This window comes from Rhodococcus sp. 114MFTsu3.1 (genome assembly GCF_000383555.1).
Classification (GTDB): Bacteria; Actinomycetota; Actinomycetes; order Mycobacteriales; family Mycobacteriaceae; genus Rhodococcoides; species Rhodococcoides fascians_E.
In genome coordinates this window covers 51,698-74,820 of the sequence record NZ_KB911552.1, presented here as the reverse complement: position 1 = coordinate 74,820, position 23,123 = coordinate 51,698, and the positions used below count along the sequence as shown (strand labels likewise).

The following is a 23,123-nucleotide window of genomic DNA, read 5'->3' as shown; positions in this document are numbered from 1 at the left end:
TTCACCGAGGCAGGAGCACCAGTTCGACGGGTACGTCGGGGTCGTGCTCCGGCGGGATCAACGCCACGGCGTCGCTGTCGATCAGAGTGCGCAGATGGGCGGTCCCGATGCCGGGGGAGACGCGCCAGCCAGTGCCGTCCCGCACAACGGGCACGATGCGTGTCGTCGACGCCTTGTCGGTCCCGCTCACGTACCCCAGCAGCGGAGGTCGGGGAGTTCGCGCTGTGAGAGCGTCGACGACGGCGGGTCCAGTCACCATGACCGTCGCGACGGCCGCGAACGGATTACCGGGCAGTCCGAGCACCACCGTACCGTCCGGTAGCACCGCCGTGATCTGCGAACCGCCCGGACGGACGCGCGTGCGGTGCACCACGACGTCCGCGTCCGCGTCGACGAGCGCGCTGCGCAGAGAATCGGCGGCTCCGCCTCCGGTCGCACCTACGACGACGACGAGATCGGCGTCGGTGGGGTCGGCGAGGAGATCGTCGAACGCCGTGGGCGAATCGTCGAGGTGTTCCGAGTCGGTCGTGGAGATGCCGCACGCAGCGAGATAGTTCGGCAAGACCGGCCCGATGGTGTCGCGGGTCTGCCCTGGTTGTAGCTCGCCGGGTCCCCGAATCTCGTTCCCGCTGAGAATTATTCGTGCTCGGACCGGTCCGCGTACTGCGATGTCCTCGATCTCGGCGCCGAGGGCGACGGACACGAGGGCGGCCCCGATGTCGGTTCCCGCCGGGGCGAGTACCGTTCCGGCGATCCAATCCTCGCCCGCACGCCGAGTGTCGTCGCGCACGGGTGCACCCTCGGCTCGATTCAAGTCGTCACCGGACACTCGCACGTCTTCGTCCCGTACCACCGAGTCCGCTCCCGCGGGAACGAGGGCACCGGTGGCGATGCGCATGGCTTCCCCGCGCCCCAGCGGCCGGTGGCCCGATGTGCCTGCCAATGCGATCTCGCTGCGAATCGTCCACGGCCCCGTCCCGCACACCGCGTATCCGTCCATCGCCGAGATGTCGACCGGCGGCAGAGGGGCCGACGCGATCACGGGCTCGCTCGAGGTCGCACCGAGAGCGTCACGGGTGGCCGTACGTCGGGTCGGAATGGGGCGCAGCCTGTTTCGGATCGTCTCGCGTGCCTCGTCGACGGTCGGTACGGGTCGAGCCGGCAAGTACTCGGCGAGGTGTCGCCGCGCCAGACTCAGATGCTCGGGAGTGTCGCAGTCGTCGACGCCGTCGATGCGGATCACGCGGTGATCCTGCGGAATCAACGCACGCATCGGCAGATCCCGCGTGTCCGGGAGATCGTCGATGCTGCGCCTGAGGGCTGCGGTGTTCCAGACACCGAAGAGGTACTGCGTGCGTCCGTCGCCGTCCGCCGCGAAGGTGGCGGCAGCAGCGTCCGACTCCGCCACAAGGCGATCGATCGCCGCGGCGTCGACGAACGGGAGATCCGCGGCCAGTATCAGAAGTGCGTTCGCGACACCGGTACCGACGCTGCGATCGCGGAGGGCGTCCAACCCCGCTGCGATCGCCGCGACCGGCCCGGACCCGGCGGGATTCTCGCGGGTTTGCACGATGTGCGGCGCCAACTCCGGTCGATGCGGTCCGACGACGACGACGGTGTCTGCTACCGCGGCCGCGTCGATCATTCTCTGCAGCATGCTGATTCGGCCGACGGTCAGGCCTGGTTTGTCGACGCCGTGCATCCTGCGTGCGGCGCCTCCCGCAAGGATGACCGCGTCGACACCGCTGATGCTCATGTCGGGAGCGGCACGTTCTGCAGCCGAACCTGCCCCCGGGCAATGGCCTTTCCGCTGTCCGTGGCGGTGATCGTGACCAGCCACAGTTGCTGAATTCGGCCTTGCTGCAGCGGCTCTGCGACGACGTCCACTCTGCCGCCCTTACTGGCGCGAAGGAAATCGGTACCGTTGTGCACACCGACGGCGAACTCGCCTCGATCCTTCACCGCTTCGCTCGCGCCGATGCTCGCAGCGGATTCGACTGCCGCGGTGTAGACCCCACCGTGCACGACGCCCCACGGAGTGTGATGGTCCTCCGACAGCTCGATGTGGCCGACCACCCGAGTTCCGGAGACCTCGTCGACGACCAGTCCGGCTGCCGCGACGAACGGGCTCGCCTTACCGAGTGCGTACTTGGCAGTCGGGCGAGGATCGAACGGTCCGAGGTTCATGCTTTCCGAGGTTAGTCGGCGCCGAACGCGAATCGAATTTCCCCCAGGCGCACCCGCCCGTCGACGGCGAGGACGCCTTCGCTCCGCAGGTTCTCCAACTGACGAGTCGCGAGGTGAGCTGCCGGTCTGCCGCTCACCGGCAGCACCCGATGCCACGGCAGGTCCGCAGAGTCGGTGCGCATGATCCACGCCACGATGCGCGGACTCGACAGGCCCGCTGCGGCAGCGATGTCCCCGTAGGTACTGACGCGTCCAGCAGGAATCGACGCGACGAGTTCGCGGACCCGTTCGACCTGCTCGTCGGTGATCGCTGCCATCTACAGGAGTCGACGCACCAGCTCGGCGACCTCTGCGGGCTTGGCCTGAGCCACCATGTGGTCGCAGTCGAACTCGACGACGGTCAGGTTGTCCCCGAGTCGATCGGACAACGCGGCCTTGAACTTGTCTCCGACGTACGGAGGTTGCACGCGCATCGCCTGCACCAGAATCGTCGGCACATCGGCAGGAGGAACCACGAGCGGCCGGGCGAGTTCACCCCACGACGAGACGATCGCCGGGGTCGAGATCCGCCAGGCGACACGCCCCTCGTCGGCGTCGACGAGGTGGTCCTCCACCTCCTGATCGAGCAAAGCCGGATCGACGTCGGCCCACGCGCCGTTCAGTTTCTCCGACTTGGCTTCCTCGGCGTCGGTGTAATCGGGGAACTTGGCCGTGAGCCCAGCCACTTCGAGGAGGTCGGACGGGTCCAGCTCGATCGCCGGATCGAGCAACAGCAACCCGCGCACCTTCTCGGGACGGGACTTCGCGAGGTGTACGGCAAGCGCACCACCGTAGGAGTGACCGACGACCACCACCGGGCCCCGAGCATGCGCGTCGAGCAGCTCGCTCAAGCCGTCGACCTGAACGTCGATGTCCCACGGCGGCGTCCACGGAGACCGGCCGTGGCCGACGAGATCGGGAGCCAGCACGCGAACATCGGCGAGATGCTGGTGGGCCAGGTGCGCCCAGCGTGCGCCGTGTCCCGTCATTCCGTGAACAGCGAGAACTTCGGGTCCGTCGGCGGGACCGTACGTGTAAGAGTTCAACTTCGGCACGGCTCAACTATGCCGTACCCGGTATTCTGCTGCTCGCTTCGACGGCTTCACTCGAGCTGCGGACGGCGCGGTGCAGGCGAGCACGGTGAGCTTCGATGCCGTCGAGAACGCAGTCCAGTGCGTACCTGAAGTGCTCCTCGGCACCGTTGTCCGCCGCGAAACGTTCCATCATGTCGGCCACCGCGCCCAGTCCGCGACCTCGTTCGTCCGCGGGCGGCAGGTTGCCGAGCATCGCACGATGATCGGGACCGGACATCATCCGGGCGTCCGCCAGTGCCACGTGCGAGACGCACATCGTGAACGCGACCGTGTACGCGGGCGCCGCAGCGTCGCCGAATCCGGCATCGATCAGCTTCGACACCGCAGCCTCCAGTATCGGTGCGATCGCCGGGGTCACCGGCCCGTGCAACAGGCTCCACTGCGCCACTCCAGGATGTCGCGCGAAGGCGTGACGCACGTTAAGCAGGAGCTCGGTGAGCCACGGCCGCCACGAAAGTTCCTCCGGTGGAACGGATACGGACGACGAGACACGGTCGACGACAGCCGCGCACAGCGCGGCCCTGTCTCCCGCGTGGTGGGCGATCACCGACAGTGACGTGTCCAGCGCTGTCGCCAGCTGCCTGCTCGTCCAGCCGTCGAGGCCGTGGACTCGCGTCAGAGCCACCGCTTCGCCGACGATCAGCTCCGCTGTCATCCCGGTTCGATAGGTGCGTTTGTTCTGCGAACGAGAGCCTTTACGTTCCGTTCCCGGCACTGGTACCTTTCCCTTCAGAATTAGATCAGTGATCCAATAGTAGACGGGTGCGCATGAATCCCCCCTCTGTTTCGCTTCTCGATTTTCTGCGGCCGGTCCGCGGTCGATTGGTCGCGGGCGCCGTACTGGCCGCACTCTCCGGCGCAGCCGCAGTGGTGCCCTTCGTTGCAGTCGCCGAGGCCGGCAGGTCACTGCTCGGCGCAGACCCCGACGCCGTGTGGTGGTGGACCCTCGTCGGCATCGGTGGTGCGGTAGCTCGAATCCTCCTCTACGGCGTCGCCACGGTGCTGTGTCACTACGCCGACGCGGATTTTCGGGCCATCACCCGTCGATCCATCGTCGAGGTACTCGCCGCTGCACCGCTCGGCTGGTTCGGCGACGCCGGGTCGTCCGAGGTGGACAAGGCAGTCTCCGACGACGTCAAGCGTATGCACGTCATCGTCGCTCACTCGGTCGCCGAGCTCGCGGGAACCGTCGTCACCCCCGTCGTCGCGTCGATCTACCTGTTTCTCGTCGACTGGCGAATGGCTGCTCTCGTCGTCGGATTCGTCGTGATCGCGTTCATTCTGGTCAGCCCGCCCATGCGCACGACATTTCGGAAGTACATGGGCGCCTACAACACTGCACTTGCCGACGCCGCCCGATCCACCGTGGAACTGGTCGACGGTATCGAGGTCGTCAAAGCGTACGGACGCGGAACAGAGGTGTTCTCGCGTTTCACGTCATCGGTCGATCGGTTGACCGACATCTGCCGGACGTGGATGAAGGGCACCGGTGGCCCGGTGACCGTGCTCACGGTGCTGTATTCGCCCGCTGTCCTGATCGTGTGGATTCTCGCCACCGGATCGGTGCTCGTCGCCTCGGACTCGCTCGAGCCGGTGGATCTGTTGCCGTTCCTCGCGGTGGGAGTGGGTCTGCCGGGGCCGTTCATGAACCTGACTCAGATCGCAGGGTCGATCAGCAGCGCGAGTGTCGCCGCGGCTCACGTCGGGACAGTCCTGGCCACACCGCCGCTGCCGCCGTCCGAACACCCGGCGTCACCCGTCGGGTCCTCGGTGGAATTCAGCGACGTGGTGTTCGCGTACGGGGACGGCCCCGACGCGCACGTGGCACTCCGCGCAGTGAACCTGGTGATGGAACCAGGTACCGTCACCGCGCTCGTCGGTCCGTCGGGGTCGGGGAAAACCACCGTGGCGCGGCTGGTCCCGAGGTTCTGGGACGTGTCCGGCGGAGCCGTCCGGATCGGGGGTGTCGATGTCCGGGACATCGATCAGGCACAACTCCTGTCCGACGTCGCTGTCGTCTTCCAGGACGCGCAGGTGCTCCGCGACACGGTGCGCGAGAACATTCGGCTTGCCCGTCCGGAGGCCGGTGACGATGCCGTCGAGGCTGCCGCACGTGCGGCCTACATCCACGACCGCATCACCGAACTGCCCGACGGCTACGACACCGTTCTCGGCTCGAGCGGGTCCGGGCTGTCCGGCGGTGAGCTGCAACGCATCACGATCGCCCGAGCTGTGTTGCAGGACGCGAAGATCCTGGTTCTCGACGAGGCGACCGCACATGCCGATCCTCACAGCGAAGCCAGAATTCAACGCGCATTGTCGACCCTGGTCGCCGGACGGACCGTGCTGGTGATCGCTCATCGACTCGAGACGATTCGCGACGCGGATTCGATCGTCGTACTGGAAGGCGGACGTGTAGTGGAACAAGGCACGCACGACGAGCTCGACGCTCTCGGCGGGCGCTACCGCCAGATGCGTGTTGCAGCAGGCGCACGATGATCGGCCGCACGGATGCGTTGCTGGACAGGCCGAGCGGGCTGCGTGGCCTGGTCGTCGGATACTCGATCGTCGGTGTCACCCAGGGGCTGGTGTTCGGCGCCCTCGTACCGATTCTCCGATCCCTGTTCGACGGGAAGGTCCCGGTCGGGTGGATCGTGATCGCCGCTGTCGGTGCCGCGGCGTCGGGGGCGGCACTGATCGTGACATCCAACGTGGGGTTCTACGTCGGTATCGACGCGATGACCGATGCGCTGATGAGAAAGATCGGAGCGCACGTGACCACTCTGCCGCTCGGATGGTTCACCGGTCCGCGTGCCGGGCAGGTCTCGGCGATCATGTCCACGTCTCTGCAGAACTTGATGAGCGTGCCGTCGGTGTTCCTGCAGCAACTGACCGTGGCGGTCACGACGCCTGCCACCGTGGTGATCGTCACCGCATTCGTCGACTGGCGGGTCGCGGCCGTGATGATCCTCCCGATACCGTTGCTGTACTTCTTCTTCCGTCGCATCAAGACCATCGTCGGCCCCGAACACGATCGCGAGGAGCGCATCCACACCGAGGTCTCCGAGCGTGTTCTCGAGTTCGCACGCCTGCAACCGGTGCTGCGAGCGTCGGGAAGGCTCACCGACGGCTGGGACGAGCTGAACCGGACCATCGACGCCTCGAGGGTGTCGACTCGGGCAAGTCTGGACCGGCAGAACGCTCCTCTCGCGAGGTTCGTCGCAACAGTGGGACTCACCTTGGTGCTCGTGCTCGTCGTGACGACCTACCTTGCGCTCGGCGGCGAGCTGCAGACCGCCGACGCGGTCGTCGTCATGCTTCTTGCCGTGAGGTTCGTCGAACCGCTGTCGCTGCTCGGCGCGTACGCATCGGGTCTGAGGCTCGCCGACACTGCCCTCGACAGTGTCACGGCCGTCCTCGACGCCGAGCCACTTCCCGAGCCTGCCTATCCGAAGGAGCCGAGTCCGGTCTCTGTCGGTGACTCCGCGGGTTCTGCGGTTGGCGTTTCGGTCGAATTCGACAGCGTCACATTCGGATACGACGAGCGCCCAGTGTTGCGTGAGGTCAGCTTTCGCTGCGAACCAGGCACGGTGACGGCGCTGGTCGGCCCGTCCGGTTCCGGAAAATCGACGCTCACCCGGCTGGTTGCGCGGTTCTGGGACACCGACGACGGCGCCGTCCGTATCGGCGGTGTCGACGTGCGAGACATGGCGTCGTCGTCGCTTGCGAGCATGATCGCAATGGTGTTCCAGAACGTGTATCTGTTCGACGCCACGATCCTCGAGAACGTGCGCCTGGGCAACCCGACCGCATCCGACGCGGAGATCCACGCTGCGGCCCGCGCGGCTCGGCTCGATTCGGTCGTCGCCGAATTGCCGGAAGGATGGAACACACGAGTAGGCGAAGGCGGCGCGTTGCTCTCCGGCGGTCAGCGGCAGCGCGTGTCCATAGCCCGTGCGCTGGTGAGAAACGCGCCCATCGTCCTCCTGGACGAAGCAACGGCCGCGCTCGACGCGGAGAACGAGGCAGCCGTGGGCGCAGCGATCCGAGAACTGTCGACGGGACGGACTGTCATCGTCATCGCGCACCGGCTCGAGACCGTCCGCGGTGCAGACCGAATCGTGGTACTCGGTGATGGAACGGTAGAGGACATCGGCACACACGACGAGCTCATCGGACGAGACGGCTTGTACTCCAGCTTCTTCCGCGATCGCACCGATGCGGCCGGATGGACCCTGAACAACAAGAAATCACAGAACGAGAAACCACGGAACGAGGAAGTGACAGTGACACAGCAGAAGCTCGGGATCGAGCAGGAGAACAACGGGTGAAGGTCTTTGCCGCACTCACCGCCGCGGTGATCGGAACTCTGTTCGTCGCAGGGTGTTCGTCGACCACCGACATCTCCGGCCAGGAGTCGACGCGAACTGTCGACCACTCCTACGGGACCACCGAAGTGCCCGTGCATCCGCAGCGCATCGTCGCGACCGACGAGTACGCGGCGATGAGTTTGCTGGCCGTGGGGGTGGTGCCTGCCGTCGTGTTCACCGGGTTCGGTTCCCCCATCGGCGATCGGCTGAGTGCGCAGGCGGGTTCGGAGGTCATCGAGGTACCCCCGACGGGCGCGCCTCCCACCGAGGACGTGCTTGCGCAGAATCCGGACCTCGTGGTCTCGAGTGACTACGGCGACGACACCCTGTACCGCGCGATCTCCGAGACCGTCCCGACAGTCCCGATGCCGTACGCGACGCCATGGCGGGAGTCGCTGGCGTTCACGGCCGGCGTGTTCGACCGTGACGACGACGCGGCGCGCCTCGAATCGGTTCTGGATTCCGACATCGACGCTCTGCGCAGTGATGTGGCTGCCCATCCGGTGTCGCTGTCGGTTCTGATGAACAGCTCCGACATCCTGGCCGTCGCGGCTCCCACGGCTCCGTCGTCGATTCTCGCTGCCGAGGTGGGTATCAGTGCACCACCGATGCAAGCAGACCCGTCGACCGGCGGAACGGGAGGCCCGTGGACGGCCCTGTCGCCCGAAGTGCTGCCGAGCCAGAACGCCGATATCGTGGCCGTGTTCGACGAGGGGGTCTACTCGGCGGAGAATGTCCGGCGGACACCGGGTTTCGCCGAGGCAACAGGGGACCGAGCCGTCGAGGTCAACGGTGACATGTGGTTCGCGGGTCACCCGTTCGCCGTGTACTGGTTGGTGCGCGATCTCCGCGCCCTGATCGACGGGAACGTCGGCGACGTCGGAAGCGAGGCGACGGCGCAGAGCCGCTACGACGACTTCGTCGCCGCCTCGAGGTGACCGCGGGTCCCGGCGAGCACTTCGGGGCGGGGACGACATGTCGGTGGCCCATGATCCAATCGAGCAATGAGTTCGGACAGTCGGAGCGGTACCCACCACGGGGGTAGGCACGCCGCTGCGGCCACCCTCGTGCGGGCACCGAAGGTCGCCGTACCGCCCCGGACGTGGACGGGTTCTGCGGCGCACATGCTCGCCGGGAGGACCGACGCCGTGTCCGCCGCGGTGGACGGCGCACCCGCCTGGCAGCCGTGGCAGGTGATCGGAGGTCCGGGTACTGGTAAGTCCTCCCTGGTCGCGGACTATGCGGTGTCGCGGATCGTCGCCGGTGACCCGGAAGCGGTCCTCGTGCTGACTCAGTCGAAGCGCGCGGCCACCGCGATGCGTCAGCAGATCACCGGGGGATTGTTCGCCGGTGAGCACGCCGTGCGCGCAACACGGGAGCCCCTGGTACGAACGGTACATTCCTACGCCTTCGCTGTGCTGCGCCTGCAGGCGGCCATTCACGGCAACCCGCCCCCTCGGCTGCTCACCGGCGCCGAACAGGACGCCGTCGTCCGCGAGATGCTGCGCGGCGACCTCGAGGACGGAGCCCAGGACTGGCCGGACCGATTGCGTCCCGCGCTCGGCATGGCGGGGTTCGTCACCGCGGTACGCGACCTCATGCTGCGTTCGGCAGAACGCGGGATCGGTCCGGAGGATCTGGTGAAACTGGGTCGTAAGCACGCGCGTCCGGAGTGGATGGCCGTCGGAAAGTTCGCCGCGCGGTACGAGCAAGCGATGCTGCTGCGCGGAGCCGTCGGAGTCGAGGCGGCAGGCGCGTCGGCACCCGGGCTGGACGCTGCCGAACTCATCGGCAGTGCACTGATGGCGTTCGCCACCGACCCCGATCTTCTTCATTCCGAGCGCGCCCGCATCAGACACCTCGTCGTCGACGATGCGCAGCATCTGGATCCGCAAGCCGCACAGCTGGTTCGGTTGATCGGTAGCCGCACGGAATCGACGGTGATCGCCGGAGACCCGGATCAATCGGTGTTCACCTTCCGCGGCGCCGACCCGTCCTTTCTGGCCGACCTCGCCGACGCCGGGTCCGAGCGACACGTGATGCTCGACCGAAATTTCCGCAGCGCACCCGCAGTCGCTGCTGTCACCGCGAGGATCAGCGGGCGTCTACCCGGCATCGGTCGGCACCGCGCCCCGGAGGCAGTGGCGTCCGCGCAGTACGGCGACGCCCGAGCGCTCGTGCAGGTGCTGCCGTCGGCCGCGAAGGAAGCGGCGCTGATCGCGGACACGATGCGGCGCGCGCACCTCGTCGACGGCATGCCGTGGTCCGCGATGGCCGTGGTCGTACGGTCCGTTCCCCGCGTCATCGCGCCGCTGCGCCGAGCCTTGCAGGCGGCGGGGGTCCCGATCCTGACGCCGGCGTCGGAACTTCCGCTGCATCGTCAGCACGGCGCCGTCGGTCTACTGCTCGTGGTGCGCGCCCTGGTGGACCCGACCTTCGACGGTGAGGACGCGCTCGCTCTGCTGTCGGGTCCGGTCGGCGGCGCGGATCCGGTGGCACTTCGACGCCTCCGCCGCGGTGTCCGGCGTGTGGAGCTGGCCTCGGGAGGGGAGCGGGATTCGGCAGAGCTGCTGCGGCAGGCCATCACCGGAGTTCGATCGCACTCCGGTAGCGACCCCGCCCCCGAGACGGACCGTTCTCGGTGGATGGCCCAGTTGTCCGACGTGGAGGCGGCTCCGCTGCGCCGCGTGCTCGGTGTGGTGCGCAAGGCCAACGCCGTCGCACGCCGCGGACGTGGAGTCGAGGACGTGCTGTGGGCTGCGTGGCAGGCCTCCGGGCTCGAGCGGCGGTGGTCGGCGGCGTCGGCTCGTGGAGGATCGGCCGGTGCTCAGGCGGACCGTGATCTCGATGCCGTCGTCGCCCTGTTCGACAGCGCAGCCGCATACGTCGATCGTCTGCCGCAGGCGCGGCTCGCCGGGTTCGTCGAATACATTTCGCAACAACAGATTCCGACGTCGAATGGCATGGCAGGTGCTGTCCCCAAGGATGCCGTGACCGTACTGAGCGCACACTCGGCAGCGGGCCGGGAGTGGAATCTCGTGGCTGTAGCCGGTGTGCAGGAGGGCTTGTGGCCAGGTCTCCGGGCTCGCGGCAGCTTGTTGGGAACGGAATCCCTCGTCGATCTCGCGTCCGGAGTCGCCGACGACGTGACGTCGGACGGAACGTTGTCCAAGACGGCGCCTCTGCTCGCGGACGAGAGACGGTTGTTTCTGGTCGCATGCAGTCGAGCGCGGTCGACTCTGCTGGTCACTGCAGTGGACTCCTCGACGGGTGACACCGATCTGGTTCGGTCGCGCTTTCTCGACGAACTTCGAGGTAACGAGGATGCGGACGAGCTGGAGCAGGTTCCCGAGGTGCCGCAGCCTGCGGCACGAGTACTCGCTCTGCCCATGTTGGTCGCCGAGCTCCGCAGAGTCGTGTGCGACGCCGATGTCGCCGAACACGACCCGCAGAAGCACGCCCGCGCCGCGCGGCAACTGGCCAGGCTGGCCGACGCTGGGGTGAAGGGCGCACACCCACGCGAGTGGTTCGGAGTTGCGGGTACCAGTACCGACGCTCCGCTGTGGACACTCGGTGACGGCCCGGTACCGCTGTCGCCGTCCACCGTGGAGCAGCTCACCACATGCCCGCTCCGGTGGATGCTGGACCGCCACGGCGGCAACGACGGCGCCAACACCCACGCGGTGACGGGAACTCTCGTGCACACTCTCGTTCAGGCGGTTGCCGGAAAGATGCCTCCGGAGCAGGTCCGGCGTGCTCTCGAAACAGCCTGGGATGCGGTGGATCTCGGCTCGCAGTGGTTCTCGCGTCACGAGTTGGATCGCACCGGAGCGATGCTGGACACCTTCGAGAGATGGCTCAGTGGAACCCGAGGTGAGCTCACCGAAGCAGGGGTGGAGGTAGCAGTCGACGGTGTGCTCCCGGCGCGGACCGACGACGAACCGTCCGTAGCGCTCCGTGGACGAATCGACAGGCTCGAGCACGACCCTGACGGTCGGCCGGTGATCATCGACGTCAAGACGGCCAAGACGGTCATGTCCAAGGAGGACGCGCGCTCTCACAATCAGTTGGCCACCTACCAGGTGGCGGCCGCGGCCGGCGCCATCGAAGGAGAGCCGGCGGGCGAGCCGGGCGGAGCACGGTTGGTCTTCGTCGCCAAGCCCCACAAACAGGACGGTGCGACGCAGCGTATCCAGGAAGCGCCGACGCCGGAGAAGTTGGCCGAGTGGCGCGACACGGTTCACGCCGCGGCGTCGGCGACGCAAGGCCCGTATTTCGAGGCATTCGTGAACGACGGGTGCAGGCATTGCCCGGTGAAGTCCAGTTGCCCGGCGCAGGAAACCGGAAGGCAGGTCACCGAAAGTTGAGTACGGTCACCAAAACCGGCACACGGCTCGAACGTTCCGTTCGCGACGCACGGATCGATCCGATCGAGTTGTCTCGGGCGCTGGGGCAGAAGCATCCGCCGACAGCAGAACAGGCGGCAGTGATCTCGGCCCCGCTCGGGCCGACGCTCGTCGTCGCAGGAGCGGGAGCGGGCAAGACCGAGACCATGGCTGCGCGCGTCGTCTGGATGGTCGCCAACGAATTCGTCGACCCCGACGCCGTGCTCGGCCTCACGTTCACACGAAAGGCCGCGCAGCAGCTCACTTCGCGAATCCGGGCCCGCCTCGCGCGGCTCGCCGGTTCCGACATCGTTCGAGAACTCGATCCCAGTCTCGCTCTGCGAGAACGAATTCTGAGCGGTGAGCCGGAAGTGAGTACGTACCACTCGTACGCGGGGCGGCTGTTGACCGAGCACGGACTCTTGCTCCCGATCGAGCCCTCGGCCACACTCCTGTCGGAGACCGAACTGTGGCAGTTGGCGCATCGGGTGGTGAGCACGTGGGACGGCGACCTGGACACCGAACGCAACCCCACGTCGATCACCGAGGCGGTTCTTGCGCTGTCGGGTCAGCTCGCCGAGCATCTGGTCGCGCCCGACGCCCTCCGCGGCGCGCACCTGGAGCTCGATCGACTGGTCCACACCCTCGGCCCCGGTCCCAAGCAACGAGGCGGTCCGGCGAAGGCCCTGCTGGACATCGTCGATGCGCAGCACGCACGTGTTGCGTTGTTGCCACTGGTCGAGCGGCTCGCCGAGACACTGCGTCGCGAGGGTGCGCTCGACTTCGGCAGTCAGATGTCGCTCGCGGCACGGGTCGCGGCCGAACACCAGGACGTGGGCAGGTCCGAACGGAGCAGGTTCCGGCTGGTGCTACTCGACGAGTATCAGGACACGGGCCATGCACAGCGAGTCCTGTTGTCCTCGTTGTTCGGTCGAGGATCCGATGCCACTCTGGCATTGACGGCGGTCGGTGATCCGATGCAGTCGATCTACGGATGGCGAGGTGCCTCGGCGGCCAACCTCCCGCGGTTCGCAACCGATTTCCCGCAGTCGAGCGGCGCACCCGCACCCAGGCTCGAACTACTGACCAGCTGGCGCAATCCTGCCGAAGCGCTCGAACTCGCGAATCGAATCACGACGCCGCTCCGTGAGGGGGCTGGGAGCGGAGCCGGCGGGAGCGACCCGGGGGCTGGGAGCGGAGCCGGCGGGAGCGACCCGGGGGCTGGGAGCGGAGCCGGCGGGAGCGACCCGGGGGCTGGGAGCGGAGCCGGCAGGAGCGACCCGGGGGCTGGGAGCGGAGCCGGCAGGAGCGACCCGGAGACTGGCGTGTCGGTACCGACGCTTCGGCCGCGGCCGGGGGTGGAGCCCGGTGACGTGAGGATTGCGTTGTCGGCGACGGTGCTCGACGAGCGCGAGTGGGTCGCGGACAGCATCGCCGGGGAGTATCGATCGGCGCTCGCCGAGGATCGGTTGCCTCCGACGGCGGCGGTGTTGGTGCGTAGGAACGCCGACGCCGAACCGATAGCCGATGCACTACGCGCCCGGGGTCTTCCGGTCGAGGTGGTCGGACTCGGTGGCTTGCTGCACGTCCCGGAGGTCGCCGACGTCATCGCGATGCTCCGACTGGTCGCGGACCCGATGGCGGGAAGTGCGGCCATGCGTGTCCTCACCGGTTCGCGTTGGCAGATCGGTGCCGCCGACCTTCGTGCTCTGTCGCGGCGTATGCGGGAACTGGGAATTCGCTCCGGCCACGGAACACCGGGCCGAGTCGACGATGTGGCGGCGCTCGATGCCGCGCTCGAAAGTTCGCTACCGGGTGAGCATTCGGAGGACGCCGGATTGGCGGACGCCATCGCCGACCCCGGTCCGGAGGAGCGCTATTCGGAGAGCGGATTCGCGAGGATTTCCGCGCTCGCCGCCGAGGTGCATGCACTACGGGATCGAATCGGTCAGCCTCTGACGGAGCTCGTGGCCGACATCGAGCGGTCGATGGGCATCGGAATCGAAGCCCAGGCTCGTACGCCGATGTCCGCCGTCGGAGTGGTCGGCCGCGAGCACCTCGACGAATTCGCGGTTGTGGTGGCCGATTACGCCGACAATCCCAGCGCGACGGTCACCGGTTTCCTTGCCTTTCTCGCCGCCGCGGAGACCGTCGAGGACGGACTTGCACCAGGGGAGATCGAGGTGGCGCCGCACCGAGTGCAGGTACTCACCGTGCATTCGGCGAAGGGCCTCGAATGGGAGGTCGTCGCTGTCCCTCACGTGTCCAAGGGTGTTTTTCCGTCGTCGACGGCTGCATCGACCTGGCTCGGCGCGATGGCGGAGCTTCCGCCGACACTGCGCGGAGACAGATCGGTCGCCGACGACAGCGGTCGGATGTCCGAGGGAGTCCCCCTTCTGGAACTCGACGACGTGCACAACCGTAAGGACCTCGCCGACGCCATCGACCGGCACAAGGACGCGCTGGCACGTCGCCGGTTGGCCGAGGACCGCCGCCTGTTCTACGTAGCGCTCACCAGGACGGAACGGGTCCTGTTCGTCTCGGGTCACCACTGGGACGAGACGAGCAGCAAACCGCGCGGACCGTCCGACTTCCTCAGTGAGGTGCGGGCCGTCCTCGACGACGGCTCCGATCGCGGCCGCCCTGTCGGCGTCGTCGATCATTGGGACGCCGCGCCCGAGGACGGATCGGAGAATCCGCTTGCGGCCCAGCCTCATTCTGCCCTGTGGCCGCGAGATCCGCTGGGGCTGCGCCGCGACGCCGTGGAGCGTGGAGTGAGGGCGGTCCTGAGCGTGGACACGTCGCAGCCTTCCGGGCACGACGACGAATCCGATCCGGAGAACTGGGCTGCCGACGTCGATGCTCTGCTCGCCGAACGAGAGGAGCGTATGCACACCAGGGTGGATGTGGAGTTGCCGCAGAACCTCTCGGTGAGTCAGCTCGTCGATCTAGCCGCAGATCCCGACGCGTTGGCGTCGCGACTTCGTCGACCGTTGCCGTTTCCTCCCAACCCTCTGGCGCGTCGAGGCACAGCGTTCCACGCCTGGATCGAGCGACGCTTCGGGGCGACGAGGTTGTTGGATCTCGACGAGCTACCGGGTTCGGCGGACACGGGTGCCTCCGCCGATGTCGATCTCGAGACGTTGCAGCAGGCCTTCCTCGACTCCGACTGGTCGCTTCGTAGTCCGATCGAGGTCGAGGTCCCGTTCGAGACGTCCGTTGCCGGGACGGTACTTCGGGGCCGGATCGATGCGGTGTTCGCCGATTCGGACGGTGGATGGACCGTCATCGACTGGAAGACGGGTCAGGAGCCGACTGTCGCCGAGGAGAAGTCGGTGGTCATGCAGCTCGCTGCGTATCGCATCGCGTGGGCCGAACTGATGTCCGCGTCGACTGCGGAGCCCGTTCCTCTGGATAGTGTGCGTGCAGCGTTCCATTACGTGCGCAGCGGCCGGACCATCGCTCCGAACGACCTGCCCGACGCCGGGCAACTCGCGACCCTCATCGACGGCACCCGGGACATCGAGTTCGGCGAGAGATCGTGAGCGTCAGGACAGTCGTCGTACCTTCAGGGCTTCGGTCACCAGTGGAATCTGGAGCGGAAGACGGGCCAGCACAGCGGCTTTGACGACGGGGGAGGTCTTGGGGTTGCTCACGAACCTGCGCGCCATGTCGATGTTCGCGGGAAACACCGCGACGAAGAGCGCTGCAGCGAGCCCGCCACCGAGGCGCCGTGTCGCCGGAACGGCCACTGCACCGGCCACGGCGAGCTCGGCGATTCCCGACACCTGCGTGTACGTGCGCGCCTTGCCCGGAAGAGCGCGGGGTACCTGCATGTCGAAGAACTGGGGGGTGACGAAGTGGAGGACCCCCGCGCCGCCCAGAAGAACGGCGAGTCGTGCGGCCGCGGCGTGACTCGTGCGCTGTGTCATGGCTACACCGTGCCACAAGCTGCGACGACAGTGGTCGACGCGTCGGCACGAGCGAAATCGCGGATTGGGGTTAGGCTGCCAGCCGGACCGTTGCGGTGAACGAACGGGCTGCGACGAGTGCAGATGCGACGAGAGCAGAGAAGGAAACGTGGCTGGTAGATTGCGTGCCCGCTTGAGTGCGGGCGACACGCTGACCGACAAGCCGGACTTCGCGTTGGTGGGTGTTCTGCGGGTCCCGGAGTTGCAGAGCAGCCCGTGGCGCGCGATCTATCGGCGCATCCTCATCGCGCTCGCGGCCTTGCTGCTGGCCGCGGTGATCGTGTACCTGGACCGCGACGGGTATCGGGACGCTCAGGACAACGAACTGTCCTTCCTCGATGCGCTCTACTACGCGACGGTCTCGTTGTCCACGACCGGATACGGCGACATCACCCCGATCGCGCCGTCGGCCCGCCTCGTCAACATTCTGGTGATCACACCACTTCGAATCTTCTTCCTCATCTTGTTGGTCGGCACGACGCTCGCGGTTCTCACGGAGCGTTCCCGGCAGGCATTCAAAATTCAGCGATGGAGGCGCAGCGTGCGCAATCACACCGTGGTCATCGGTTTCGGAACGAAGGGCCGCACCGCGGTCGACGCCATGCTCGGGGACGGTGTTCCCGCGTCGGAGATCGTCGTCGTGGACACGGACCAGACGGTCCTCGATTCCGCGTCCAACATGGGGTTGGTCACGGTGCACGGTTCCGCAACCAAGTCGGACGTGTTGCGATTGACCGGCGCACAGCACGCCGCAGCGATCATCGTCGCCACCAACCGCGACGACACCGCGGTGCTGGTGACGCTCACCGCGCGCGAGATCGCGCCGAAGGCCAAGATCGTCGCGTCGGTACGAGAGGCCGAGAACACTCACCTGGTTCGGCAGTCGGGTGCGGACTCGGTGGTGGTGTCCTCGGAGACCGCAGGACGTCTGCTCGGCATCGCTACCTCGACGCCGAGCGTGGTGGAGATGATCGAGGATCTCCTGACGCCGGAGGCAGGATTCGCTGTCGCCGAGCGCGAAGTCGAGCGCGACGAGGTGGGCGGGTCGCCGCGGCACCTCACCGACATCGTGTTGGGCGTCGTACGCGGAGGCAAGCTGTACCGCGTCGGATCGCCCGAGGTCGACGCCGTCGAGGCATCGGATCGTCTCCTCTACATCCGCCGCGTAGGGGAGTGAACGCGCGGACGATCCAGTCCACGCGGTCGGACGAGCGTCCGAGCGGGCGCAGTAGGGTTCAGTGGTGCCACGATTCGAACTCGCTTCTCCACCGTTGTTGTCCCGCTCGCCACTCGATCGAGCCGAGGAACTTCGAAAGAACACCGACGCGCTGCGCAGCGGCTGGCCGACGGCGAAGGTACTGCAGGTCGATCACCGAGGAAGGCTCCGGGTCGAGGGCGATTCTCTGGTGTACGTCGATGCGACGGACCTCGGTTCGGAACCCGCGCTGGACGCCGTGTTTCTCGGCATCGACGACGGACGTCATCTGTGGGCGCAGCGCGTCGGGGCTCTGACCGGCGAGCTGGGGGACCTTCGGACCATCGGTGAGCGTCTGGACGCGACCCAGCTGTCGATCCTGACGAGCGCGCTCGCGATCCTGAACTGGCATGCGAGTGCAAGCTTCAGTGCGCTCGACGGCGCAGCGACGACTCCGTCGGCGGCCGGGTGGTCGCGTGTCAGCACGTCCAACGGCCACGAGGAGTTTCCCCGCACGGACCCCGCGGTCATCTGCCTCGTGCACGACGGAGCGGACAAGGTCCTCCTGGCCCGGGCTCCGGCGTGGCCGGAGCGTCGATTCTCGGTCCTCGCGGGCTTCGTCGAAGCGGGCGAATCGCTCGAGACCTGCGTCCTACGGGAGATCCGCGAGGAAGTCGGCATCACCGTCTCCGACATCACGTACCTCGGCAGTCAGCCGTGGCCGTTTCCGCGGTCGGTGATGATCGGGTTCTCCGCCGTCGCCGATCCCGAGGTTCCGCTGAACTTCGTGGACGGTGAGATCGCCGAGGCGCACTGGTTCGACCGCAGCGAGGTCCGAGCGGCTCTCGAAGTCGGCGACTGGGCCGCCGACTCCGACTCACGGCTTCTGTTGCCGGGCTCGATCTCGATCGCCCGGGGCATGCTCGAAGCGTGGGCGGGCTCCGCCGGTTAGGTTGCGCAGCGTCGTTACCGCGTCCGACCCGCCACGCGTGGCATCAGAGTCCGAGTGCGCTCTTGACGGCGGCGAGTGACGGGTTGGTCGCGGTCGAGCCGTCGGCGTACAGAACGGTCGGGACGACGTGGTTGCCGCCGTTGACGCTGCCGACGAACTCGGCGGACTTCGGATCTTCCTCGATGTCGATCTCGGCGTACGCGATGCCGGCTTCGTCGAGCTGGGTCTTCAGACGCCTGCAGTAACCGCACCACGTCGTGGAGTAGACGGTCAGTGCCGCGGGGGACTCGGGTGCTGAGTTCTCGGTGGTAGTCACGAGACGATTCAACACCGATGCCGAATGTGTTGTTCCGTCGGTCGAGTGAGCACCGGCGGAGTCCGAGGCGGCAGACGGGATGACGGGTGTGTCGGCACCCCCTGACAAGATGGAGACCATGTCTGTGGATTCGATGACCGCCGGGTTGGATCCCGAACAGTCGGCCGCGGTGTCGGCCCCACGAGGCCCCGTCTGCGTTCTCGCCGGTGCCGGTACCGGCAAGACGAGGACCATCACGAGGCGCATCGCACACCTCGTCGACGCCGGTCACGTGTCGGCCGGGCAAGTCCTCGCAGTGACCTTCACGGCGAGGGCCGCGGGGGAGATGCGCGGCCGGTTGAGAGAACTGGGTGTCGGTGGTGAGGGCCCGTCCGTGCAGGCCCGCACGTTCCACGCTGCTGCGCTGAGGCAGCTGAAGTACTTCTGGCCTCAGGTGGTCGGGGACACGGGCTGGCAGCTTCTGGATCGGAAGTTCGCCCTGGTGAGCCAGTCGGCGCACCGCGCCGGAGTGTCCACGTCGACGGACTCCGTGCGCGATCTGGCCGGTGAGATCGAATGGGCGAAGGGCTCGTTGATCGCACCCGAGGACTACCCGGCAGTGGCCGCGCGGCTGCGCCGGGAGGTGCCGATGGATGCTGCGAAGGTCGCCTCGGTCTACGCCGGGTACGAGGATTTGAAGTCGCACGGCGGCGACGGAATGCTGCTGGATTTCGACGACCTGCTGCTGCACACCGCTGCTGCGCTCGAGGAGCATTCTGCCGTCGCCGACGAGTTCCGTGAGCGGTACCGCTGCTTCGTGGTGGACGAGTATCAGGACGTGACGCCTCTGCAGCAGCGTGTGCTCGATGCCTGGCTCGGTGAGCGTGACGACCTGACGGTCGTCGGTGATGCGAATCAGACGATCTACTCGTTCACCGGCGCGACCCCGCGATACCTACTGGATTTCTCGCGACGCTTTCCCGACGCCACCGTCGTGCGTCTCGAGCGTGACTACCGATCGACTCCCGAGGTGGTGTCGCTCGCCAACCGGGTGATCGGTGCAGCGCGCGGGCGGATCGCCGGGACCCGGCTGCAGTTGATCGGGCAACGCCCGGCAGGCCCAGAACCGGAGTTCTTCGAGTACGACGACGAGCCGGCCGAGGCCGACGGTGTCGCTCGGGCGATCAAGAGGTTGATCGGCAAGGGTGTCGCGCCCGCGGAGATCGCGGTGCTCTACCGCATCAACGCGCAATCGGAGGCGCACGAGCAGGCTCTGACGGAGTTGCAGATTCCGTACCAGGTCCGTGGCGGCGAAGGGTTCTTCAACAGACCTGAAGTGCGGCAGGGTATTTCGGCGCTTCGCAGCGCCGCCGGTAGGGACGATCTGCCGGACGAGTCCAAGTACGGCGACGGCCTGCCGTCGCTGGTGCGAGCTGTACTGGCGCCGCTCGGTTTGACGTCGACGGAGCCGACGGGTGCGCAGGCGCGGGAGAAGTGGGCGTCGCTCGGCGGGCTGGTACAGGTCACCGAAGAATTGTTGGCGCAGGATCCGGCGCTGGATCTGGATCGTCTGCTCGGTGAACTGGCGGCCCGCGCCGAGGCGCGGCATCCACCGGTCGTCCAGGGTGTGACGTTGGCGTCGCTGCATGCAGCGAAGGGTCTCGAGTGGGACGCTGTCTTCATCGTCGGACTCGCCGACGGCACGCTGCCCATTTCGCATGCGCTCGGCAGCGACCCGAGTGCCAACAACGACGCCGCGATCGAAGAGGAACGGCGGCTGCTGTACGTCGGCGTCACTCGTGCGCGCGAGCATCTGCATCTGTCCTGGGCGCTCGCGCGCAACGAGGGCGGTCGCAAATCCAGGCGTCGGTCGCGTTTTCTCAACGGGTTGATTCCCGAGGATTCACCCGCATCACGCATCGCCACTCCGACGACCAAGAAGTCCGGACCCAAGTGCAGGTTGTGCGGCAAACCGTTGATCGGAACGGCGGCGACCATGCTCGGTCGCTGCGAAAGTCACCCGACGGACGTCGATGTTGCTCTGCTCGATGCGTTGAAGGCATGGAGGTTGGACAAATCGCGGGAGCTGAAAGTGCCTGCCTACGTTGTCTTCAGCGATACGACGCTCACGGCCATCGCGGAGCAGCAACCACAGGACGACCGCGGTCTCGTGGCCATTCCCGGGATCGGCGCGAAGAAGTTGGAACGTTTCGGTGAGGACGTCCTGACCGTCGTGCGGGAATCATCGACCAACTGATGTAAAGCCGCAGGTAGAAAATAACTTGTGCAGTTTCGACCAACAGGTTTAGTCTGTTTTCACCGCTCGCGGGAGACCGCGTGCCACAGACATTGTCCGCATATCGATTCGGAAGTAGGAGGTGGAGAACATGAAGATTTTCAATTCGATCGTCACGAGCGCTGTCGCACCCGCGACCGACGCACGGCTGATGCACGTCCTCGGTAACTCCGCTCACTTCTCTTCCGCGTCGACGGGCGCGGCAGTGCGCGTCGCCGGAGCGCATCAGCTCGCGGCCGACGCAGCCTGCGCACCAGCAGCAGTCGTTCCAGCCGCTGCAGCGGCCGAAGCTTCTGCCGCCCAGTGGTTCGCCGCCAAGGCGTCCCCCGCAGCCCGCCGTCGCCGTACGGCAGTGGTGTCCGTGGTCGAAAGTCGATATCGAGAGAAATCTCGGTAGAGCTTTCGACTTGCCTTACAGGCCACGGACCCGCATACGCGGACCGTGGCCTTTTTCGTTCGATGAGTCCCCTCGAATTCGAACTTCTCGGCCCGACCGGTTCGCTCAGATACCGAACAACCGTAAACACGCCGCACGAAAAGTAGAGGAGACCGACGTGTCAACCGCCACGATCCGGACGACATGCCGATACGAACGATCCGAACATGCTGCAACCGAGCGATACTCGGCCACGCACCTCGGCGACCAGGCGACCCCGGCCAGCGAGACCTCCTCGTTGGACACCCAGAATGCCGGCACCCTCGGCGACGAAGTGCCGTGCCGTGTGGCCGATCCGGATCTCTGGTTCGCCGAGACACCGGGAGAATTGGAGCGAGCAAAGGCGCTGTGCGCCGAATGTCCCATTCGGCGCACGTGTTTGAGTGCCGCACTCGACCGTGCCGAGCCATGGGGAGTATGGGGAGGTGAGATTCTCGATCAGGGAGTCGTCATCGCCCGCAAGCGCCCGCGTGGACGGCCGCGGAAGCAGCAGGTCGCGTGACCTGGATGCGATCCGGTGTTCGCCGTATCCATTGCACACCACGGGCGTATCCGCCCCGTTCTCGGACGAGACCGATCAGGTCTCGTCCGAGAACCCAGGCATCCACTCCGTCAGGATGGCCATGTACGGCGCGTAGGCATCCAATTGCGCGCAGATGCCCACGAGTCCGCCCAGCACCCTGAAGATCATGACCTGCTCGGCAGGCATGTTGAGCGCCCGCGCGGTCTTGAACTGCGCACTGTCGAATTCCGTTGCCGTACCAGCAGCTTTCTGCAGCCACGACCTGGTGAAGTGAAAAGAGTCGGTCCTGATCGGATCGGTGAACGGACGTAGGTAATCGGCAATCTCCCTCGCCGTCACCGTTCTACCTGGAATCACGAAACCACTGGCCGTACACAGTTCGACCAGTTCGTCGAACTTTTCTTCCCGCGCCAGCCTGACCATCCGGCCCAACACCGGCGGGAGGCCGTCGGGCATCGGTGCGGTGGCCCCGAAGTCGATCACACCGAGACGCCCGTCGGGCAGCATCATGAAGTTGCCGGGGTGCGGATCGGCGTGCAGCAGGCCCGCGAGTGCGGGCGCAGCGAACGCGAAAAGCACCAGAAGCTCACCCGCGGCATTGCGCTGCTCCACGGAACCGTCGGCGATGATCGACGACAACGAAGTACCGCTCATCCATTCGGTGACCAGCACCTTGGGTGCACTCGCCACCACGCGGGGCACAGCGAACCGGCTGTCACCGTCGAACGTCGACGCGAACACACGTTGGCTCGCCGCCTCGATCCGATAGTCCAGTTCGTCCTCCGTACGGGCGATCAACTCGTCGAGGACTGGTTTGACGTCGGCCCCGGTGAAGATCGCACTGAAGGTGTTGGCAAACCGCGACATCGTCTTCAGGTCGGCACGGAGCGCGTCGTCTGCACCCGGATACTGCACCTTCACAGCGACGTCTCGGCCGTCGGACCATACTGCACGGTGCACCTGCCCGATGCTCGCCGACGCGATCGGGGTGTCGTCGAACGAAGCGAACCGTGACCGCCAGGCGGTGCCCAGCTGCCTGTCCAGTACCCGGTGCACCTTCGCGGCGGGAAGCGGCGGAGCGTCTGCCTGCAGCTTGGTGAGAGCCTCGCGGTACGGTTCGGCGAACTCCTCCGGCACGGCGGCTTCCATCACGGACAACGCTTGCCCGAATTTCATTGCACCGCCCTTGAGCTCGCCCAGTACCGAGAACAACTGCTCGGCAGCTTTGGCGGCAAGATCGGAGTCGATCTCCTGGCGGTTCCCCCCGGCCAACTTCTTTCCGAAACCGACTGCAGCCCGACCGGCGATACCGATCGGGATGCGCGCGAGTTTGGCTGTCCGGGCCGAACCCCGGCGTGGAATGTCTGGCACGCCTCCATC

General features: G+C 66.7%; 18 protein-coding genes. 10 read left to right on the top strand and 8 right to left on the bottom strand.

Annotated elements, in window-relative coordinates; translation table 11 throughout:
- Position 1: 1 nt before the first annotated feature.
- The 5 genes from H292_RS0116510 to H292_RS0116490 are packed head-to-tail and all read right to left on the bottom strand — an operon-like array spanning position 2 to position 3,975.
- Complete coding sequence (locus tag H292_RS0116510) at positions 2-1,756, bottom strand: NTP transferase domain-containing protein (RefSeq protein WP_020112097.1); 1,755 nt, start codon at positions 1,754-1,756, stop codon at positions 2-4.
- Entirely contained in the window at positions 1,753-2,187 is a 435-nt protein-coding gene (locus H292_RS0116505) for a PaaI family thioesterase (protein WP_019666070.1), read from the bottom strand. Before H292_RS0116505 ends, H292_RS0116510 begins: the two co-directional genes overlap by 4 nt.
- Before the next feature lie 11 nt (positions 2,188-2,198).
- Positions 2,199-2,504: an MGMT family protein gene (locus H292_RS0116500; RefSeq protein WP_019666069.1), complete on the bottom strand. Its 306-nt coding sequence runs from the start codon at positions 2,502-2,504 to the stop codon at positions 2,199-2,201.
- Positions 2,505-3,281: an alpha/beta fold hydrolase gene (locus tag H292_RS0116495; RefSeq protein WP_020112096.1), complete on the bottom strand. Its 777-nt coding sequence runs from the start codon at positions 3,279-3,281 to the stop codon at positions 2,505-2,507.
- A gap of 7 nt (positions 3,282-3,288) precedes the next feature.
- Positions 3,289-3,975, bottom strand: a complete 687-nt coding sequence (locus H292_RS0116490; RefSeq protein ID WP_019666067.1) for a TetR/AcrR family transcriptional regulator C-terminal domain-containing protein — start codon at positions 3,973-3,975, stop codon at positions 3,289-3,291.
- A 113-nt stretch (positions 3,976-4,088) separates the two neighbouring features.
- On the opposite strand from H292_RS0116490, the gene H292_RS0116485 reads away from it, so the two are divergent.
- From H292_RS0116485 to H292_RS0116465, 5 genes are all read left to right on the top strand, one after another.
- Positions 4,089-5,819 carry an ABC transporter ATP-binding protein gene (locus H292_RS0116485; RefSeq protein WP_230594152.1) on the top strand — a complete coding sequence of 577 codons (1,731 nt, stop codon included), beginning with the start codon at positions 4,089-4,091 and terminating at the stop codon, positions 5,817-5,819.
- Complete coding sequence (locus H292_RS0116480) at positions 5,816-7,651, top strand: ABC transporter ATP-binding protein (protein WP_020112094.1); 1,836 nt, start codon at positions 5,816-5,818, stop codon at positions 7,649-7,651. The genes H292_RS0116485 and H292_RS0116480 overlap by 4 nt, the downstream gene beginning before the upstream one ends.
- On the top strand, positions 7,648-8,628 hold the full coding sequence (locus H292_RS0116475) for an ABC transporter substrate-binding protein (RefSeq protein WP_020112093.1): 981 nt from the start codon (positions 7,648-7,650) through the stop codon (positions 8,626-8,628). The genes H292_RS0116480 and H292_RS0116475 overlap by 4 nt, the downstream gene beginning before the upstream one ends.
- A 66-nt stretch (positions 8,629-8,694) precedes the next feature.
- Positions 8,695-12,057 (top strand): ATP-dependent helicase, encoded by a 3,363-nt coding sequence (locus tag H292_RS0116470; protein WP_020112092.1) that lies wholly within the window; start codon positions 8,695-8,697, stop codon positions 12,055-12,057.
- Positions 12,054-15,620 (top strand): ATP-dependent helicase, encoded by a 3,567-nt coding sequence (locus H292_RS0116465; protein WP_051127766.1) that lies wholly within the window; start codon positions 12,054-12,056, stop codon positions 15,618-15,620. Before H292_RS0116470 ends, H292_RS0116465 begins: the two co-directional genes overlap by 4 nt.
- Before the next feature lie 3 nt (positions 15,621-15,623).
- Here H292_RS0116465 and H292_RS0116460 read toward each other — a convergent pair whose 3' ends face one another.
- Positions 15,624-16,007 carry a DoxX family protein gene (locus H292_RS0116460; RefSeq protein WP_020112090.1) on the bottom strand — a complete coding sequence of 128 codons (384 nt, stop codon included), beginning with the start codon at positions 16,005-16,007 and terminating at the stop codon, positions 15,624-15,626.
- Between the two features lie 148 nt (positions 16,008-16,155).
- On the opposite strand from H292_RS0116460, the gene H292_RS0116455 reads away from it, so the two are divergent.
- Positions 16,156-17,223 carry a potassium channel family protein gene (locus tag H292_RS0116455; protein ID WP_026347941.1) on the top strand — a complete coding sequence of 356 codons (1,068 nt, stop codon included), beginning with the start codon at positions 16,156-16,158 and terminating at the stop codon, positions 17,221-17,223.
- A 64-nt stretch (positions 17,224-17,287) separates the two neighbouring features.
- Positions 17,288-18,193: an NAD(+) diphosphatase gene (gene nudC / locus H292_RS0116450; protein WP_027498871.1), complete on the top strand. Its 906-nt coding sequence runs from the start codon at positions 17,288-17,290 to the stop codon at positions 18,191-18,193.
- Positions 18,194-18,236: 43 nt separating this feature from the next.
- Here nudC and H292_RS0116445 read toward each other — a convergent pair whose 3' ends face one another.
- The gene (locus tag H292_RS0116445; RefSeq protein ID WP_026347939.1) at positions 18,237-18,509 is read right to left on the bottom strand and encodes a mycoredoxin; all 273 of its coding nucleotides are present in this window, start codon (positions 18,507-18,509) and stop codon (positions 18,237-18,239) included.
- A 109-nt stretch (positions 18,510-18,618) separates the two neighbouring features.
- On the opposite strand from H292_RS0116445, the gene H292_RS0116440 reads away from it, so the two are divergent.
- The 3 genes from H292_RS0116440 to H292_RS0116430 all read left to right on the top strand — a co-directional run bounded on the left by H292_RS0116440 (position 18,619) and on the right by H292_RS0116430 (position 21,722).
- Positions 18,619-20,745, top strand: a complete 2,127-nt coding sequence (locus tag H292_RS0116440) for an ATP-dependent DNA helicase UvrD2 (RefSeq protein ID WP_020112087.1) — start codon at positions 18,619-18,621, stop codon at positions 20,743-20,745.
- 130 nt (positions 20,746-20,875) lie between these two features.
- Positions 20,876-21,181 (top strand): hypothetical protein, encoded by a 306-nt coding sequence (locus H292_RS0116435; protein WP_230594153.1) that lies wholly within the window; start codon positions 20,876-20,878, stop codon positions 21,179-21,181.
- Between the two features lie 277 nt (positions 21,182-21,458).
- Entirely contained in the window at positions 21,459-21,722 is a 264-nt protein-coding gene (locus H292_RS0116430; RefSeq protein WP_170947480.1) for a WhiB family transcriptional regulator, read from the top strand.
- Positions 21,723-21,797: 75 nt separating this feature from the next.
- On the opposite strand, the gene H292_RS0116425 is transcribed toward H292_RS0116430, so the two are convergent.
- Positions 21,798-23,114: an ABC1 kinase family protein gene (locus H292_RS0116425; protein ID WP_019666054.1), complete on the bottom strand. Its 1,317-nt coding sequence runs from the start codon at positions 23,112-23,114 to the stop codon at positions 21,798-21,800.
- Positions 23,115-23,123: the final 9 nt, after the last annotated feature.